We start from the raw sequence: 16,673 nt of genomic DNA, 5'->3' as shown, positions 1-16,673 counted from the left end.
GTCACGCCTGCGGGATCAGCGCGCAGATCAGCGTGAACAGACGCCGGGCCGTGTAGACATCCAGATCGGCCTTGCCCTCCAGACGTTCCTGAAGCGTGCGCGCCCCTTCGTTGTGGATGCCGCGCCGCGCCATGTCGATCGCCTCGATCTGGGCCGGAGGCAGGCGGCGCACGGCGTCGAAATAGCTTTGGCAGATCTGGAAGTAATCCTTGACCACCTGCCGGAAAGGCCCAAGCGACAGGTGGAATTCCGCCACCTTGTCGCCGGTTTCCTGCTGCACGTCAAAGACCAGCCGCCCCTCGCGGATGCACAATTCCAGCACGAAGGGGCCTTCGGGGGAGGACTGGCCGTCACGGCCGGGAATGGCGAAGCTGTTTTCCTCGATCAGGTCGAAGATCGCCACGCGGCGTTCCTGCTCCATCTCGGGGGTCGCGGGCGGCGCCGCGCTGTCGTCAATCTCGATCCTGATCAGGCGGCTCATCCGGCGGGCCTTTCGTTCAGCGTTCCCAGCCGAGCCTGAACCGAAGCGCCATGCGCCTGCAAGCCCTCGGATGCGGCCAGACGCACCGCGGCGGGTCCGATTGCCGCCAAAGCGCCCGGTGTCAGCCGCGCAAGGGTGGTGCGCTTAAGGAAATCCATCACCGACAGGCCCGAACTGAACCGGGCAGAGCGGGCCGTGGGCAGGACGTGATTCGGGCCGCTGACGTAATCGCCGACGGCCTCGGGCGTGTGGGCACCCAGAAAGATCGCGCCCGCATGGATGCATTTCGCGGCCAGAGCCTCGGGGTCGGCCACGCACAATTCCAGATGCTCGGGCGCGATGCGGTTCGACAGGGCAGCCGCCTGATCCAGATCCTCGACCACGATCAGCGTGCCGTAATCGCGCCAGCTTGCCCCCGCAATGGCCGCGCGGTCCAGCGTCGGGATGATGCGATCGACCGCATCCGCCACGGCACGGGCCATGGCGGGGTCGGTCGTGATCAGGATCGACTGGGCGTCCGCGTCATGTTCGGCCTGCGCCAGCAGGTCCCAGGCCAGCCAGTCGGGGTTCTGGTCGCCATCCGCGATCACCAGAACCTCGGACGGACCGGCGATCATGTCGATGCCCACGCGGCCAAAGACCTGCCGCTTGGCCGCCGCGACATAGGCATTGCCCGGCCCGGTGATCTTGTCCACCGGCGCGATGGTCGCGGTGCCATAGGCCATCGCGGCCACCGCCTGCGCGCCGCCGATGCGGTAGATTTCGTCCACGCCCGACAGGCGCGCGGCCAGAAGGACCAGCGGATTGACCACGCCCCCCGGCGTCGGCACGCAGATGACCAGCCGTTCCACCCCTGCCACGCGCGCCGGGATCGCGTTCATCAGCACGCTGGACGGATAGGCCGCCTGCCCGCCCGGCACATAAAGCCCCGCCGCCGATACCGCCGACCAGCGCCAGCCGAGGGTCGCGCCCTCCGGGTCGGTCCAGCTGGCATCCTGCGGCATCTGGCGGGCGTGGTAGGCGCGGATGCGCTCGGCGGCCAGTTCCAGCGCGGCGCGATCCTCGGGGCTGACAAGGGCGATCTGGGCGTCGATCTCGGCGGGGGAAAAGCGCAAGCCCTCGGGCGGCAGGTCCAGCCGGTCGAAACGCGCGGTCAGCTCGCACAGAGCCTGATCGCCGCGCGCACGCACATCGGCGATGATCGCGGCCACCGCGTCGTTCACATCGGTCGAATCCTCGCGCTTGGCCGACAGCATCCGGCCAAAGCCCGCCTCGAAATCGGCATCCGCCATGTTCAGCCAGACAGGCATCGTCACTCTCCTTGCCGAAAATCCATCCCGAACGCGTCATCCGGGCTGCGCGTGTCCCGCGCCATCGGACAGGGTGACGCGGCCACCCTGCCCGCCACCCTCAATCGGGATGGCTGGGCGCCTGACGCGCCTGCGCCACATGCGGGCGCGTGACGTCGCGCAGGTCCAGGTTGATGCATTCCACCTCGGCCATGATCGTGCCGTCGCCCGCGAAATCCAGCACTAGACGCCCGGTCCCGTCCTCACCCGGCTGCCAGCGGATCGCCAGCAGCGCCAGCACCGTGTCGGCGTCGCGCGCCACCCCGTCGCTGAGAACGCGCGTCACGTCCCCGATCACCAGAACCGAGCGCACGCGTTCGAAGGAACGGCCCTCGGCCTCGGCGGCCTCGGCGTCCTCCCACCGGAATCGCGTCACCAGCAGCGACAGGCAGCGGCGGCGCGTGTCATGCGCGATGTCGGCGCCCGACAGAACCGCGTCCTGCACCAGCGAGGACAGGATGCGCAGATCGACCTCGTCTTCGGCTTTCAGCGCAAGGGGGCGCGGGTCTGCATCAGCGAAACGGGCGTCGCGGGTCATGGGCTATTCCTCCTTGACACGTTCGATATGGGCTCCGACGGCGCGCAGCTTGCGCACGACGTGTTCATAGCCGCGATCCAGATGGTAGACGCGGCTGACCGTAGTCTGCCCCTCGGCGGCCATGCCGGCAAGGATCAGGCTGACCGAGGCGCGCAGGTCGGTGGCCATCACTGGCGCACCGCGCAGGGACTCGACCCCGTGGACGGTGGCATGGCCGCCCTGAACCTCGATCCGGGCGCCCATGCGGGTCAGTTCGGGGGCGTGCATGAAACGGTTCTCGAAGATCGTTTCCTCAAGGATGCTGGTGCCGTCGGCCAGGCACATCAGAGCCATGAACTGGGCCTGAAGATCGGTCGGGAAACCGGGGAAAGGCGCGGTCGTCACGTTGACGGCCCGCACCCGGCCATTGGGGCGCGAGACCTTGATGCCGCGCGCGGTTTCCTCGACGACAAGGCCCGCCTCGTCCAGCTTTTCGCAGAAGGCCTCCAGCAGTTCGATGCGGCCGCCGAGGCATTCCACCTCGCCGCCGCACATGGCCGGGGCCAGCATGTAGGTGCCCAGCTCGATCCGGTCGGTGACGACGGGATGGGTCGCGCCATGCAGGGCATCGACGCCCTCGATGGTCAGGGTGCTGGTGCCCTCGCCCTCGATCCGGGCGCCCATGGCGCGCAGGCAGCGGGCCAGATCGACGATCTCGGGCTCGCGCGCGACGTTCTTCAGCACGGTCGTGCCGCGCGCCAGCGTGGCGGCCATCAGCGCGTTCTCGGTCGCGCCGACCGAGACCAGCGGGAATTCGAAGACCGCGCCGCGCAACCCGCCATGCGGCGCGCGGGCATGGACATAGCCGTCGCGCAGATCCAGCGAGGCGCCCATCGCCTCGAGCGCGCGCAGATGCAGGTCAACCGGCCGCGCCCCGATTGCGCAACCTCCGGGCAGCGAGACCTCGGCCACGCCGTCCCGCGCCAGCATCGGCCCCAGCACAAGGATCGAGGCACGCATCTTGCGCACGATGTCGTAATCGGCGCGGTGGCTGGTCAGGGCGTGGCTGGACAGGGCCAGAACCTGCCCCTCCTGCAGGCCCGCCACCTCGGCGCCGAGCGATTGCAGCAGCGCGGTCATGGTGCGGATGTCCGACAGGCGCGGCGCGTTGGTCAGCGTCAGCGGCTGGTCGGTCAGAAGCGTCGCGGGCATCAGCGTCAGGCAGGCATTCTTGGCGCCCGCAATCGGGATCTCGCCCTTCAAGGGGCCGTTGCCCCGCACGATGATCTGATCCATCAGCTTTCGTCCCTGCCCGTTTCCGTTTCGGCCGCCTGTGCCGCAGCCTTGTCCGTGATGTCCGATCCGTCGTCCCCGCCTGCCCGCGCGCGCGCCTGCGCCTTGCGCCGCTGCAGATTCGCCCGCAGCGCCTCGCGCAGCCGTTCGTCGCGGCTGTTCGCTTGGGTGCCGGTTCCGGATCGCTTGCTCATGCCACGCCCTTAGCGCCGCTTGCCGCGACAGTCCAGCAAAGCGACGCGGCGCTTCGGCCCGTGTCACATTTTCCGCCAGAAATCGCGCGACCCCCCTTGCACTGGTCTGATGCAGGGGCTAAACGCCGCTGCACAAATGCTGTGGTAGCTCAGTGGCAGAGCACTCCCTTGGTAAGGGAGAGGTCGAGAGTTCAATCCTCTCTCACAGCACCATCCCATCCCACCCGGATTGTGACCCGCCCCAAGCGCATCATGTTGCATGCCGCGCCGCGTCTGATCATGCCGGTCAGACCGTGTTACCCGACAAAATCACTCTTGCTTTTTGGCGGGCGGGCGCCTATCGAAAGCCGACTCTTATCGTCGGAAAATGGATCCCGAACATGTTGAACCAAAGCCTCGTGGCGCTTTGCGGCGTCGCAGCGGCTGTCGCCTGCACCGCGGCGCAGGCGGAACCGACCTCGTACCCGCTGACCATCGAGAATTGCGGGCAGAGCGTCACTTTCACGAAGGCCCCCGAGCGCGCCGTCGCCCTGGGCCAGAACAGCGCCGAGATCCTGCTGATGCTGGGTCTGCAGGACCGCATGGCCGCCACGGCCTTTTGGCCGAACCAGGTGCTGCCCGATCTCGAGGCGGCCCATGAGGGGGTCGAGGTCCTGACCGTCGAATTCCCCACGCTGGAAGCCGTGCTGTCCAAGCAGCCCGATTTCGTGCCGGCGATGCTGGTTACGCTGATGGGTCCGGACAGCAAGGTCGCCAAGCGCGACGATTTCGAAAGCCTGGGCATTCCGACCTACCTGTCGCCGAGCGCCTGCACGACCGCCGACAACGCCGCGGACGCCTATGGCAACCGCGACGATCTGTGGACGATGGACCTGCTTTACCAGGAGATCGAGGATCTGGCGCGCATCTTCGACGTGGCCGATCGCGGCACCGCGCTGATCGAGGATTTCAAGGCGCGCGAGGCCGCCCTGCGCGCCGAATTCGCGGATCGCGAGGACCTGACCTTCCTGTTCTGGTTCTCAAGCCCCTCGCCCGCCGATGACGCCTATCTGGGCGGCGGCAACGGCCCCTCGGGCTATATTGCCGATATTCTCGGCGGCTCGAACGCGGTCCGGACCGAGGCCGAATGGCCGACCCTGGGCTGGGAAGGCATCATGGCGGCCGATCCGACCGTCTTCGTCGCCGCGCAGGTGGATCGCAACCGTTGGGATCTGGACCGGGCCGAGAACAAGATCGCCTATCTGACCACTGACCCGACCGTCAGCCGGATGGAGGCCGTCCAGGCGGGCCGCATCGTCGTGATGAGCGGGGCTGCGATGAATCCCAGCATCCGCACGCTTTACGGCCCCGAAGAAGTCGCGGCGCAGCTTCGGGCGCTCGACCTGCCGTGAGCCATGCCGACGACACCGAAAGCGGGGCGGGCTGGCTCGCCCTCTTTCTGGCGCTGGTCCTTGCGGGCCTCGCCTTCGCCATCGCGCTTGCGACGGCGATTGGCGATTACCGCATCGGGCTGGGGACAGTGGTGCTGGCCGTCACCAACGGCCTTGGGCTGACCGGGGCCGAGATCCCGCCGATCCAGCAAAGCGTCGTCTGGGACCTGCGGCTGAGCCGCGCGCTGGTCGCGGCTTTGGCCGGGGCGGGGCTGGCGATCTGCGGGGCGATCCTGCAGGCGCTTCTGCGCAACGCGCTGGCCGAGCCCTTCGTCCTCGGCGTCTCGGCGGGGGCCTCGACGGGGGCGGTCTGCGTGATCGTCCTGGGCATCGGTGCGGGCGGGCTGTCGCTGTCGATGGGCGCCTTTGCCGGGGCCTTCGCCGCCTTTGCGGTCGTCGCCCTGCTGTCGAACGGCGCGACCAGCGGGCCGAACCACACCATCCTTGCGGGGGTCGCGGCCTCGCAGCTGTTCAACGCGCTGACCTCATACATCGTCACGACCTCGGGCAATGCCCAGCAGGCGCGCGACGTGATGTTCTGGCTGCTGGGCAGCTTCGGCGGCGTGCGCTGGCCGGATGTGCAGCTGCTTGTGCTGGTCGTCGGGCTGGGACTGGCGATCTGCCTGTGGATGGCGCGGTCGCTGGACGCCTTCACCTTCGGCGACGAGGATGCCGCCGCCCTTGGCGTGCCGGTGGCGCGCATCCGGCTGATCCTGTTCGGCGTGACCGCGATGATGACCGCGACCATCGTCAGCATGGTCGGCGCGATCGGCTTCGTCGGTCTGGTCGTGCCCCATGCGACGCGCCATGTCGTCGGTCCGATGCATATGCGGCTGCTGCCCGCCTGCGCGGCTTTGGGGGCGCTGTTCATGGTGCTGGCCGACATCACCTCGCGTGTGATCGTCACGCAGCAGACGGTGCCCATCGGCGTCGTCACGGCACTGGTCGGCGTGCCCTTCTTCGCGCTGATCCTCTATCGGTCGAGGCCGCAGACATGAGCGTGATCGCCGAGAACCTGACCTGGGGCGTCCGCCGCCGGGTGATCGTCAACGATGTCTCGCTGGAGGTCCGCCCCGGCGAGACGCTCGGCCTGATCGGGCCGAACGGGTCGGGCAAGTCGTCGCTGCTGCGGCTGCTTGCGGGCCTCAGGCGGCCGCATTCGGGGCGGGTGCGGATCAACGATCAGGACGTCGCGCATCTGCCCCGCCGGGCGCTGGCGCGGCAGCTGGCCTTCGTGCAACAGAACGCGGCGACGGATACCAATGTCTCGGTGCGCGACGTGGTGCGGCTGGGCCGGACGCCGCACCGATCGGCCCTGTCGGGCTGGTCGGCCGAGGACGAGGCTGCCGTCTCGGCCGCGCTCTGCCGCGTGGACATGGCGGACAGGCGCGGACAGGCCTGGCAGACGCTGTCGGGCGGCGAACGTCAGCGGGTCCATATCGCGCGCGCTTTGGCGCAGGCGCCGAGCGTGATGTTTCTGGACGAGCCGACCAACCATCTGGACATCCACCACCAGATCGAGATCCTGCGCATGGTCCGCGATCTGGACCTGACCAGCATCGTCGCGCTGCATGACCTGAACCTTGCGGCGATGTTCTGCGACCGCATCCTGGTCCTGCGGGACGGCGCCGCCATTGCCTGCGGCAGCCCGGAGGCGGTGCTGACCGAGACCCTGTTGCGCGACGTTTTCCGCGTCGAGGCCCAGATCGCGGCACCCGATGGCGCCCGCCCCCATATCCGCTTTCGCCCCGACTGACGCGGCTGCGGATCAAGGGTTCGCGACGGCATGGCTCCGGCGGTTGCCTGCCCCCGGCGATCAGCGTTCAGCGCGGCAGACGGTAGGCGACGGCCTGGTCCGACACTTCGGGCTTCAGGATCGAATTCCCGCCTGCGGTAAAGACGACGTAATCCTCGCCCTCATGCGTGAAGACCGCCGGGATCGAGACGGCGGGCGCCTCGACCAGATCGGCCCACAATTCCTCGCCCGTCGCCGCGTCCAGCGCCCGGACGCGGGCATCCATCGAGGCGCCGATAAACACGACCCCGCCCGCCGTCAGCACCGGACCGCCCAGCGTGGGCGATCCCCAATCCGCCAGCCCATAGAAGCCGTGGAACTGCGCGCGCCCGAAGGGCACCTCGTAGAGCAGTTCCCCGGTGGTCAGGTCCACTGCCGAAAACGTGCCGAAGGGCGGCTTCCAGCAGGGCATCCCTGCCCAATTGCTCCAATCCGTCAGGTGGATGCCGTAGGGCGAGCCGTGCTGCGGGTGGTGCCCTTCCTCGTTGCCGCCCTCGCGCGCCTCGGATTCGTATTCCTCGCGCGGGATCAGGCGGATCAACTGAACGATCCGCGAGGCGTTGACGTAAAGGATGCCGCTGCGCGGATCGACCGCGACCCCGCCCCAGTTCGTCGCCCCGGCGGTGCCGGGAAAGAACAGCGTCCCCTGCTCTGATGGTGGGGTGAAGATGCCCTGATACAGGTATTTCCCGCGGTCGCGCGAGCATTGGCCAAAGCTGACCATGTCCGATAGCCCCCAGACTTCGGGCAGTTCCATCGGGGCGCCGACCGGTGCCGGGATCGAGGCAAAGGGCTGGACGGGGCTGGCCGCCTCGCCCTGGGCCGTGCTTGCGGGGACCGGGCGCTCCTCGATCGGATAAAGCGGCTCGCCCGTGCGGCGGTCCAGCACGAAGAGGAAACCCTGCTTCGTCGCCTGGACCAGCGCGGGGATCACCTCGCCGTCGCGGGGGATGTCCACCAGCGTCGGCGCCGATGGCGTGTCATAGTCCCAGATGTCGTGAAGGATGTGCTGAAAGCTCCACGCGATCTCACCGGTCTCGATCTCGACGGCGGTCACCGAGGTGGCCAGCGGAATGCTCTCGGTCCTGAGTCCGCCCCAGTAATTCGGGCTGGGCGACGAGACCGGCGCATAGACCAGCCCCAGTTCGGGATCAGCTGTCATCGCGGTCCAGATATTCGCAGTCCCGGTCCGGGGGATCAGGTCTTCGGGGATGAAGCCCGTATCCCAGAGCAATTCGCCCGTTCGTGCATCCACCGCCAGCAGATTGCCCGGCGGGGCGGTGGTGTATTCCCAATCCTTGCCCGCCCAGCCCATCAGCAGCGTGTCGCCCACCACGATCGGCGGCTGCAGCAGGGAAAAGGGAAAGACATCGTTACTGGTGTTCCACTGGTTCACGTTCAGGATGCCCGCCTGTGCGAATTCCGCGCAGGGCTGCCCGCTATCGGCGTCCACCGCATGAAGCTGCGCGTCCATCGTGCCGATATAGACGCGCTTTTCGCAGGGACCTTCGGCGCCGCTTTCCCAATAGGCAACGCCGCGGTTCTTCAGCGCGGGCTGGGTCAGGGGTTCCAGACGCGAGCGGCTGTCATAGCTCCAGCGTTCGTGGCCCGTGGCAGGGTCCAGCGCGATGATGCGGTAGAAGGGCGTTCCCAGATAGAGCGTCCCGTTGGCATAGACGGGGGTGGCGGACCAGACCGTCTCGACCAGATCGCCCGACCCGTCCGACACGTCGCCGGTGCGGAAATCCCAGGCCCGTTCCAGCCGCCCGACGTTCTCGGGGGTGAAGCTGGTGACGTTCGAGAACTTCGTCGATCCCAGATCGCCGTGAAACCCTGTCCAGCTGTCCTGCTGGCCCAGGGCCGGTGAGGTGGCAAGGGCGGCCAGCAGCGCAGGCACAAGAGGTTTCATGCAAGGGTCCTTCTGCGATGGGCCACGCCCGCGATGGCAAGCGTGGCGGCGCTGGCGATCATCAGCAGCATCAGCGCGGTCTGCATCAGGAAAAGCGCTGCGATCGCCGTCAGCAGCGCGGCCAGCAGGGCCGCGACGTGCAGTCCCAGCCGCCAGCGCGAGGGCAGGCCTTCGCGCATCAGCACCAAGACAAGGATGCAGGTCGCCAAGCTCCCCAGCACGGCCAGCCCGGCGCCGAGGGTCCAGTCGATCCCGGTATTGCCGAACGGCGCCGTCCACATGATGACGGCCGTCACGAGGCCGGCAACCGAGGCGATCAGGGAGACTGTGCGAAAAAGGTTCATAACGCGCCAACACACAGCAAAGCCGATTGTTCCCGGCCTTTTCCGCGCCGGTTCGGACCAGAACCCGGGGCAGGAAGGGGCTGGCGCGTTGCTGCTGGCCGCGGCTGGCGCGGGACCATCGTTCGCGTTCCGAAACCGCGCCGATCTGCGCGAGGCCTAGAACATCGGCGCGTATTTCCATTCATCCGCGTCGGGTGTCACCGCATCCAGGTCGTAATCGGCAGCCCGCAGGCGCTGCGCGATCAGCAGCCCCTCATCGGCGGCACGGTCCACCAGCGCGCGCCCGCCCTCGACATCCCGGGCGACACCCCGCCCGCGCATCATGTCGATGCCATGGTTGAAGCTGCCGACCGGGTCGCCCAGTTCGGCGGCGCGGCGGCTCCATTCGGTAGCGCGGTCGGGGTTCTCCTCGGCGCCCAGGCCGTTATGGTCAAGCTGGCTCATCCAGGTCATGGCCTGCGTCCAGCCCGCATCGGCGCAGGCCTCGAAGATGGTACGCGCCTGTTCATGGCGCCCCGATTTCGTGGCCAGGTAGCCGTTGGCGCAGACCATCATGTCCACATCGCCTTCGGCGGCGCGTTCGACCAGCCGGTTCAGCGTCATCTCCTCGGGGTTGGTGGTGCCGTATCGGGACAGGTCCTCATCGGCATGGGCGGGCAGCGCGATCAGCAGCAGGGTCGGAAGCAGGCGCATGGCATTTCTCCGATGTCAGCGTGTCTTGCGCGTCATGATACCACGCGCGGGGTCGAATCCCCAGAGGGCAAGCCCCAGGAACAATGCGAAGGTCAGCGCCACCCAGCCGAGGCTCTCCAGGTTCAGCCGAAGATACAGCGCGAAGCGGATCAGCTCGACCGCGTGGCTGAAGGGGTTCCAGGCGCAGATGTCGCGCAGCAGGCGCGAGGATTCGGCCATCCGCCACAGCGGGTAAAGCGCCGTGGACAGGAAGAAGACCGGGAAAATCACGAAGTTCATCACCCCCGCGAAGTTCTCCAGCTGCCGGATGGTCGAAGCCAGAAACAGCCCCACCGCCCCCAGCATCAACCCCGAAACGACCAGCGCGGGCAGCACCGCAAGATAGCCGAGCGGCGGCAGGCGGATGCCGAAGGCCCAGGCGATGGCCAGGAAGGCATAGACCTGAAGGATCGAGACCAGCACCCCCGCCATAAGCTTGCAGAACAGAAGCCACCAGCGCGGCATGGGCGCCGTCAGCAGCAGCCGCATCGAGCCCATCTCGCGGTCATAGACAAGGCTCAGCGCCGATTGCATCGCGTTGAACAGCTGGATCATCGCCACAAGACCGGGGAGGATGTAGGTCTCATAGGTGATGTAGGTCTGGTAGGGTGGCGTGATCGACAGGCCGAGCGCGGCGCGAAAGCCCGCCGCAAAGACCAGAAGCCAGATCAGCGGGCGCACCAGTGCCGCCAGGAACCGCTCGCGCTGTGTCAGGAAGCGCAGCGCCTCGCGCGTCAGGATCGCGGTCATGGCGCGCAGGGCGGGCCTCATGCGGCGTCCTCGGTCAGGGCCAGGAAATGCGCGGCCAGCCCGCCCTGGGGTGCCAGCGCATCCGCGCGGCCCGATTGCAGGATCGCGCCGTGATGCAGGATGATCGCGCTGTCGCCGGGGGCGATTTCATCGACCAGATGCGTGGCCCAAAGGACCGCGATGCCGTCCTCGCGCGCCAGGGCATGGACATGCGCGGTGATCGCGGCGCGGGAACGGGCGTCCAGACCCACGGTCGGCTCGTCCAGCAGCAGCAGGCGCGGGCGGTGCATCAGGGCGCGCGCGATCTCCAGCCGTCGGCGATGACCGCCATTCAGGTCACGGGCGCGTTCACGGGCGCGTTCGGCCATGTCCAGCCGCTCCAGAACCTCGGTCGCGCGCATCGCCGATTGCCGCGCGGTCATGCCGTGCAGCGCGCCGAAATAGGCCAGATTGCGCGCTACGCTGAGGTCCAGATCCAGCGTCATCTGCTGGAACACCACCCCCATCCGCGCCAGCGCCGCGCGCGGATCGTCCTGAAGATCGCGCCCCATCACCGAAATCCGCCCCTGCCGCGACACGAAAAGCCGGGTCAGCAGCGCGAACAGCGTCGATTTCCCGGCGCCGTTCGGCCCCAGAAGCGCGCAGAATTCGCCCGCGCGAACGTGAAAAGAGACGCTCTTGAGCGCCTCTTTCCGCCCGTAGCGGAAGCTCAGGTCACTGACCTCGAGCGTGTGCATCAACTGTCTGCGGGGCGGTAGGCCGCGCCCCAGGGAAAGCGGCCGACCTTGATCGTCTTGACCGGCTCGCCCCGCGCAAGGTCGATCACCGTCACATCGCCCGAGACGCCGTTCGTCGTGAACAGCATGGTCTCGTCATCCGACATGGTCATGTGCCAGACGCGGCGGCCGACGAGGTGATAATCCAGCACCTCGTAACTCTCCATGTCCACCACTGCGATCCGGTTCGCCGGACCAAGCGCGACATAGGCGCGGGTCATGTCGTCGGTCAGGCGAAAGCCGACGGGCTGGATGTCGTGGGGGTGGACATCGGGGATTTCGAACCGGATCTCGGCCAGTTCCTCGAAGGTCTCGGTGTCGAATACATGCAGGCCGCCGCCGATCTCGGCGCTGACGACAAGGCGCTTGTCGTCGGTGGTGAATTCCGCGTGGCGCGGGCGCGAGCCGACCAGCGAGTTCTGAAAGATCTCGTGCGTGGTCGTGTCGATCCAATGCGCCATGTTCGTCGTTTCCGACGTGGTGATGGCAATGGTGCCCGCGTGGTTGACGGCCTTGCCCTCGGGCTCGACCCCCACGGGGATCTGGGCCACGATCCGGCGATCCACCACATCAAGGACCGAGGTGATGTTGTCGTCCTCGTTCGAGATGTAGATGTGGCGGTTGTCGGGATGCAGGGCGAATGTCTCGGGGTTCTCGCCCGAGGGCAGGTTGTGCAGGATCTCGCGCGTGGCCACGTCGATCACCTGGATCGTGCTGTCATCCGAGGCGCAGAGATAGGCGACCTTGTGATCATGGCTGAACATCAGCCCGCGCGGACGGGCGCCGACCTCGATCGTCTCGATCACCTCCAGCGTGGGAACGTCGATGACGCTGATCGTGTTGTCGCGTTCGTTGGAAATCCAGACCTCCTGCGACAAGGCGGGGGCGGTCATCAGGGCGGTCAGGGCAAGCGCGGATGCGGTGCGGAAAAGCATGGGCGGTGTCCTCTCACTCAAAGGCGTTGCATTGCGTTTCGGGGCGGTCGCGACCCATCGTATCGAGCGTGCTGACCTGATGCAGAAAGCCGGGCATCGGGGCCATGGCGACCAGTGCTGTGCGGGTGGCGATGGGCATGGGCTGACGCATCTGGCCGTTCCAGTCCCGATAGGTGATGGCCGCGCCCTTGAAGGCCGCCAGTTCGAATTCGTCGCCCAGGATATAGTCGCGCAAGATCGCCGGATCGGCCTGCCCGGTGCGCGTGACAGCCTCGCCCACCGACCGCACGGCCGCCCACGCCGCGTAATCGACCGCAGCCATGGGCCGGTTGGCCAACCGGTTGAAGCGCAGTTGCAGCTGCGCCGCGCCAAAGGCCTCGACCCGGTCCGACCAGCCATCGGGGCGTGCGCCCGCCGATCCGGCGACGGGGCGCGGCTCCCATGCGTGGAATTCCAGATAGGGGGCGAAATCGTTCGTCTCGTCGGCAACCAGCATCACGTGATGGCTGGGGAAATCCTGCGTGAACAGCGGGAATTCCTGCCCGATGTTGCGCCGCATGTCCGAGGTCATGTCCCATTCCTTTTCGGCGCTGATGCGGGCGCCGAACTTGGTGGCCGCTGCCCGCAGCGCCTCGGCAAAGGCGCGGTCGGGGTCGCGCTGGCCGGTGATCATCACCAGATCGGTCCAGCGCCGTGACACCAGGAACTGCATCAGCGCGTCCGCGCGCATCGCGTAGCTGGGCATCGTGTGCAGCAGGTTCGCGCGGCAATCTCCCTCGCGCAGGGCCTCGTCTTCGGCGCTGGCATTGAAGATCAGCGCCCCTTGCGCTTCGGGCAGATCGGCCAGCGCCAGGATCGCCTGGGCGGGCGCGTTCACCACGATGATGCGGTGATCGGCCAGCACGGCGCGCGCGGCCTTAAGCCAGTCGTCGCCCACCGGCACCACGGTTTCGCTCAGGCTGTAATCATGCCCCATGAAGCCGCCGGTCGTGGCATTGTCGGCCAGCCCGAGGGCGGCGCCCATGCGGCCCAGATCCTCGGGGATCGGGTCCAGGTTGGTCAGGACCGGAGGACGTTCGATCTGCTGTTCCAGATAGGCGATCGGAACCTCGATCGAGGCAAGCACCGGCTGCGCCGCAAGCCCTGCCGCGCAGGCTGAGATAACAGTGAAGAACCGGATGTCTGGCCCCCTCCCAAAGGCTGCCTCGACGGTAGCGCGCGATTTCGGGGGCGTGAAACTCGACCATGGTCGTATTTCGCAGCCCGCGTCACGTCTGTTTTGCTGAGGCCCAGACCGAGGAGGAGGAAACACGACATGATCCGCATCACCATTGCCGCTGCAGCCCTGCTGGGCACCAGCCTTTCGGTCCATGCCGCCGGGGGCGATCTTGCGACGCAGCCCATTGCGCTGGACAGGCTGGAGATCGGACAGGGCGATACCGGTTTCGGCGTCAGCGTCAGTGAATACCAGATGCAGACCGGGCAGGCCTATTCGCTGCAGATCAACGCCGTGGGCTGGCACGAATGCAACTGGGAGGCCCCCTCGTTCTTCAAGAACGCCTGGCTGCGCAAGATCGAGGCCGGCGGCATGGAGATCAAGGTCCCGTCGCTGAACGAGCTGGAGATGAGCTCGGATGGCGAGGCCGAGCTGTATTTCGTTCCGATCCGCCCCGGCACCTACAAATGGGGCTGCCGCGGGCTTGAGGATCGCGGCCTCACCGGGGTGTTCATTGTCCAATAGTCGCATGGCTTTTGGTCGAATAGCGCCCCTGCCGCGGCGGCGATAGCCTGCGACGGAACAGACGAACCCAGGAGGAATGACATGTCCAACAGCCTGAAGAAATTGCCGCTGGCCGTGTTGGCCCTGTGTCTCTCGACCGGCATCGCCGTGTCGCATGGCGATGTGGCGCCCCAGCCCGTGAACACCGAGGGGCTGCCCGAACTGGGCGAGGATTTCGCGCTTGAGAACCCGTTCCGCGACCCGTCGGGCGAATACTGGGACCGCGCGGTCCGCATTGGCGACAGCGCCTATAACCAGAACTGCGCCCGCTGCCACGGGCTGGAGGTGATCTCGGGCGGGCTGGCGCCGGACCTGCGCTTTCTCGCGGCCGAGGAGATGGACGACGAATGGTACCTGGAACGTCTGCGCAATGGCGCAGGCGACCGGATGCCCGCCTTTGATGGCGTGATGAACCAGCAGGCCATGTGGGCCATCCGCACCTATGTCGAGACGCGCCCCGATCCCGACGGCATCGCCGAATACATGCCCCGCCTGCGCGAGATCCGCGACGGGCTGCGCGCCAAGCAGGAGGCCATCGCCGCAGGCACCGCCACGCCCGACGATTATGCCGACGAGATCGCCGCGCTGAAGGTCGAGCTGGCCAAGATCGCCGAAGCCGTGCCGACCCTGTCAGGCGCGCCCAAGGCCGACAGCATCGCCCGCCGCGCCGCGATCATCCTCGAGACCGGGGGCGACGCGTCCCTGCGCACCGCCGACGAGACCCTGACCGTCGGCCTTTCGGTCGCGCGCTGAAGGCCCACCTTACGGAGACGCGATGCGACATATCCCCCGGCTTGCCGCCCTGATCACCGCCATCGTCCTGACCTTTTCCGGGTCGGGGCTTTGGGCGCGGGATTACCCTTCGGACGATTCCGGTCGCGATCAGGTGGGCATCGACCTCGACGAGATCCGCGAGAGGGGTTTTATCGAGATCGGTGTCTACGAGGATTTCCCCCCCTATTCCTGGCGTGACGAGACCGGCGCGCTGGTCGGTGTCGATGTGGATCTGGCCGGCCTCATCGCCGAAGGTCTTGGGGTGGATCTGCGGCTTCTGGACCTGCCCGCCGACGAGGACGTGGACAAGGACCTGCGCAACTACATCTGGCGCGGTCACTACATGGGCCGCCGTATCGTGAACGTGCTGATGCGTGTGCCCTATAACCGCGAACTCGATTACCGCAACGAACTGGCCGCGCTGACGGGCCGCTATTCGCAGGAACGCCTGTCCATCGCCTATCGGGTAGCGGCGTTTCCCGACGAGCCGCCCTTTCCGGGCAGTTTCCGCATCCATCCCGTCGGTGTCGAGGATCACCGTCTGGCCGATTTCTATCTGACCGGCCTGCCGGGCGTTCCGCCCAATATCCGGCGACGCCGCTCGCTGGACGACCTGTTCGAGATGCTGCGCAATGGCGAGGTGGTCGCCGTGATGGGCCTGCGCGCGCAGCTTGAGCACCATGTCGGCGACGAGCCTGATTTCGCCGTGGAATCCGGCCCCCTACCCGGCCTCGGCATCGGCACCTGGCCCGTGGGCGTGGCGACGGCCTTCTACACCGCCCGGATGCTCAGCTACGAGGTCGACGATATCCTCACCGCCGCTGTCGCCGATGGCCGCGTCGAGGCCATCTACGCGACCCACGGCCTGACCTGGGATGCGCCCGGCCGCTGAAGGCCAACATCCATCGCGGCCATTCGGCAAACACTCTTGCTGCCCGCGCCTCTGCATCCTAAGACAAGAGCGGCGGCCCCGTGGCTCAACTGGATAGAGCAGCCCCCTCCTAAGGGGCAGGTTGCAGGTTCGAATCCTGCCGGGGTCACCAAATTATTATTTAAAATCAAATTACTATCGGCTTATCCTGGGAGCTTCATGCAGCAATTTGCATGATTTTCCGGTCCATTTCGCACGGAATCCGGGCTTCGTCTGTACAATACCTGTACAGATGGCCGCTCATCACGCTGCTGCGGCCAGGTGCAGCCCAAATGAAAACCCCGGCTCGGCGGCAACCGAAACCGGGGTCAAAGTTCATGTGAGAGCATCCAACTTTCCCGTCGCTTATAGCATCACCAGAGAGATGCCGTCCAGAAAAGAGGTGCTGTTACGATGCAGCATCTTACGCATGGTGGCCTCCCGGACGGTATGACGCGCTGGCAGTTCTTCGGCTTGATCGAGAGCGCCCGGCGGTAGCTCGGTCTCAGCAAAGGTGCTATCGCCTATCTGAAGGTCGCGATCTCGCGCACGATGGACGAAGATTTCCTTGCTGGACGCATTTGCAGCTTCTGGACCTCGGTCACAAAAATTGCGGCCCGAGCGGAACTGGACAGACGACAGGTCGCGCGCATCGAGGCTGATCTGATCCAGCGCGGGCTACTGGTTAAGACCGCATCAGATGG

The 16,673-nt window shown here is 66.8% G+C and carries 18 protein-coding genes and 2 tRNA genes; 8 read left to right on the top strand and 12 right to left on the bottom strand.

What is annotated here, in order from left to right; genetic code table 11:
- Position 1: 1 nt before the first annotated feature.
- From ACTZWU_RS09835 to ACTZWU_RS09815, 5 genes are all read right to left on the bottom strand, one after another.
- Positions 2-481, bottom strand: a complete 480-nt coding sequence (locus ACTZWU_RS09835; protein WP_444737186.1) for a UPF0262 family protein — start codon at positions 479-481, stop codon at positions 2-4.
- Positions 478-1,791 carry a histidinol dehydrogenase gene (hisD, locus tag ACTZWU_RS09830; RefSeq protein ID WP_444737185.1) on the bottom strand — a complete coding sequence of 438 codons (1,314 nt, stop codon included), beginning with the start codon at positions 1,789-1,791 and terminating at the stop codon, positions 478-480. Before hisD ends, ACTZWU_RS09835 begins: the two co-directional genes overlap by 4 nt.
- Before the next feature lie 100 nt (positions 1,792-1,891).
- Positions 1,892-2,368 carry a DUF2948 family protein gene (locus ACTZWU_RS09825; RefSeq protein WP_444737184.1) on the bottom strand — a complete coding sequence of 159 codons (477 nt, stop codon included), beginning with the start codon at positions 2,366-2,368 and terminating at the stop codon, positions 1,892-1,894.
- 3 nt (positions 2,369-2,371) lie between these two features.
- Complete coding sequence (gene murA / locus ACTZWU_RS09820; RefSeq protein WP_444737183.1) at positions 2,372-3,643, bottom strand: UDP-N-acetylglucosamine 1-carboxyvinyltransferase; 1,272 nt, start codon at positions 3,641-3,643, stop codon at positions 2,372-2,374.
- Positions 3,643-3,834, bottom strand: a complete 192-nt coding sequence (locus ACTZWU_RS09815) for a hypothetical protein (RefSeq protein WP_444737182.1) — start codon at positions 3,832-3,834, stop codon at positions 3,643-3,645. Before ACTZWU_RS09815 ends, murA begins: the two co-directional genes overlap by 1 nt.
- Before the next feature lie 138 nt (positions 3,835-3,972).
- On the opposite strand from ACTZWU_RS09815, the gene ACTZWU_RS09810 reads away from it, so the two are divergent.
- The 4 genes from ACTZWU_RS09810 (at position 3,973) to ACTZWU_RS09795 (ending at position 7,020) form a co-directional block, all read left to right on the top strand.
- Positions 3,973-4,047: transfer RNA gene (locus tag ACTZWU_RS09810), tRNA-Thr, on the top strand.
- 167 nt (positions 4,048-4,214) lie between these two features.
- Positions 4,215-5,225 carry an ABC transporter substrate-binding protein gene (locus ACTZWU_RS09805; protein WP_444737181.1) on the top strand — a complete coding sequence of 337 codons (1,011 nt, stop codon included), beginning with the start codon at positions 4,215-4,217 and terminating at the stop codon, positions 5,223-5,225.
- On the top strand, positions 5,222-6,262 hold the full coding sequence (locus ACTZWU_RS09800) for a FecCD family ABC transporter permease (protein ID WP_444737180.1): 1,041 nt from the start codon (positions 5,222-5,224) through the stop codon (positions 6,260-6,262). Before ACTZWU_RS09805 ends, ACTZWU_RS09800 begins: the two co-directional genes overlap by 4 nt.
- Positions 6,259-7,020: an ABC transporter ATP-binding protein gene (locus ACTZWU_RS09795; RefSeq protein ID WP_444737179.1), complete on the top strand. Its 762-nt coding sequence runs from the start codon at positions 6,259-6,261 to the stop codon at positions 7,018-7,020. Before ACTZWU_RS09800 ends, ACTZWU_RS09795 begins: the two co-directional genes overlap by 4 nt.
- Positions 7,021-7,087: 67 nt before the next feature.
- On the opposite strand, the gene ACTZWU_RS09790 is transcribed toward ACTZWU_RS09795, so the two are convergent.
- From ACTZWU_RS09790 to ACTZWU_RS09760, 7 genes are all read right to left on the bottom strand, one after another.
- A complete protein-coding gene (locus ACTZWU_RS09790; RefSeq protein WP_444737178.1) occupies positions 7,088-8,968 on the bottom strand; it encodes a pyrroloquinoline quinone-dependent dehydrogenase in 1,881 nt (626 codons plus the stop codon).
- Entirely contained in the window at positions 8,965-9,249 is a 285-nt protein-coding gene (locus ACTZWU_RS09785) for a hypothetical protein (protein ID WP_444737177.1), read from the bottom strand. Before ACTZWU_RS09785 ends, ACTZWU_RS09790 begins: the two co-directional genes overlap by 4 nt.
- Before the next feature lie 219 nt (positions 9,250-9,468).
- On the bottom strand, positions 9,469-10,005 hold the full coding sequence (locus tag ACTZWU_RS09780) for a tetratricopeptide repeat protein (RefSeq protein ID WP_444737176.1): 537 nt from the start codon (positions 10,003-10,005) through the stop codon (positions 9,469-9,471).
- A gap of 15 nt (positions 10,006-10,020) precedes the next feature.
- Positions 10,021-10,815 carry an ABC transporter permease gene (locus tag ACTZWU_RS09775; RefSeq protein WP_444737175.1) on the bottom strand — a complete coding sequence of 265 codons (795 nt, stop codon included), beginning with the start codon at positions 10,813-10,815 and terminating at the stop codon, positions 10,021-10,023.
- Positions 10,812-11,531: an ABC transporter ATP-binding protein gene (locus ACTZWU_RS09770; RefSeq protein ID WP_444737174.1), complete on the bottom strand. Its 720-nt coding sequence runs from the start codon at positions 11,529-11,531 to the stop codon at positions 10,812-10,814. Before ACTZWU_RS09770 ends, ACTZWU_RS09775 begins: the two co-directional genes overlap by 4 nt.
- Positions 11,531-12,505: a PQQ-dependent catabolism-associated beta-propeller protein gene (locus tag ACTZWU_RS09765; protein WP_444737173.1), complete on the bottom strand. Its 975-nt coding sequence runs from the start codon at positions 12,503-12,505 to the stop codon at positions 11,531-11,533. The genes ACTZWU_RS09770 and ACTZWU_RS09765 overlap by 1 nt, the downstream gene beginning before the upstream one ends.
- A 13-nt stretch (positions 12,506-12,518) precedes the next feature.
- The gene (locus ACTZWU_RS09760; protein WP_444737172.1) at positions 12,519-13,631 is read right to left on the bottom strand and encodes an ABC transporter substrate-binding protein; all 1,113 of its coding nucleotides are present in this window, start codon (positions 13,629-13,631) and stop codon (positions 12,519-12,521) included.
- 189 nt (positions 13,632-13,820) lie between these two features.
- Between ACTZWU_RS09760 and ACTZWU_RS09755 the strand changes: the two genes are divergently transcribed.
- From ACTZWU_RS09755 to ACTZWU_RS09740, 4 genes are all read left to right on the top strand, one after another.
- On the top strand, positions 13,821-14,246 hold the full coding sequence (locus tag ACTZWU_RS09755) for a hypothetical protein (protein ID WP_444737171.1): 426 nt from the start codon (positions 13,821-13,823) through the stop codon (positions 14,244-14,246).
- Positions 14,247-14,327: 81 nt separating this feature from the next.
- Complete coding sequence (gene pedF, locus ACTZWU_RS09750; protein WP_444737170.1) at positions 14,328-15,038, top strand: cytochrome c-550 PedF; 711 nt, start codon at positions 14,328-14,330, stop codon at positions 15,036-15,038.
- A 22-nt stretch (positions 15,039-15,060) separates the two neighbouring features.
- Positions 15,061-15,951 (top strand): substrate-binding periplasmic protein, encoded by an 891-nt coding sequence (locus tag ACTZWU_RS09745; RefSeq protein ID WP_444737169.1) that lies wholly within the window; start codon positions 15,061-15,063, stop codon positions 15,949-15,951.
- 74 nt (positions 15,952-16,025) lie between these two features.
- A tRNA-Arg gene (locus ACTZWU_RS09740) sits at positions 16,026-16,102 on the top strand.
- Positions 16,103-16,673: the final 571 nt, after the last annotated feature.

The organism is Paracoccus sp. NSM, assembly GCF_052379855.1.
Lineage (GTDB): Bacteria > Pseudomonadota > Alphaproteobacteria > Rhodobacterales > Rhodobacteraceae > Paracoccus.
This window is presented reverse-complemented; position numbering and strand designations above follow the sequence as displayed.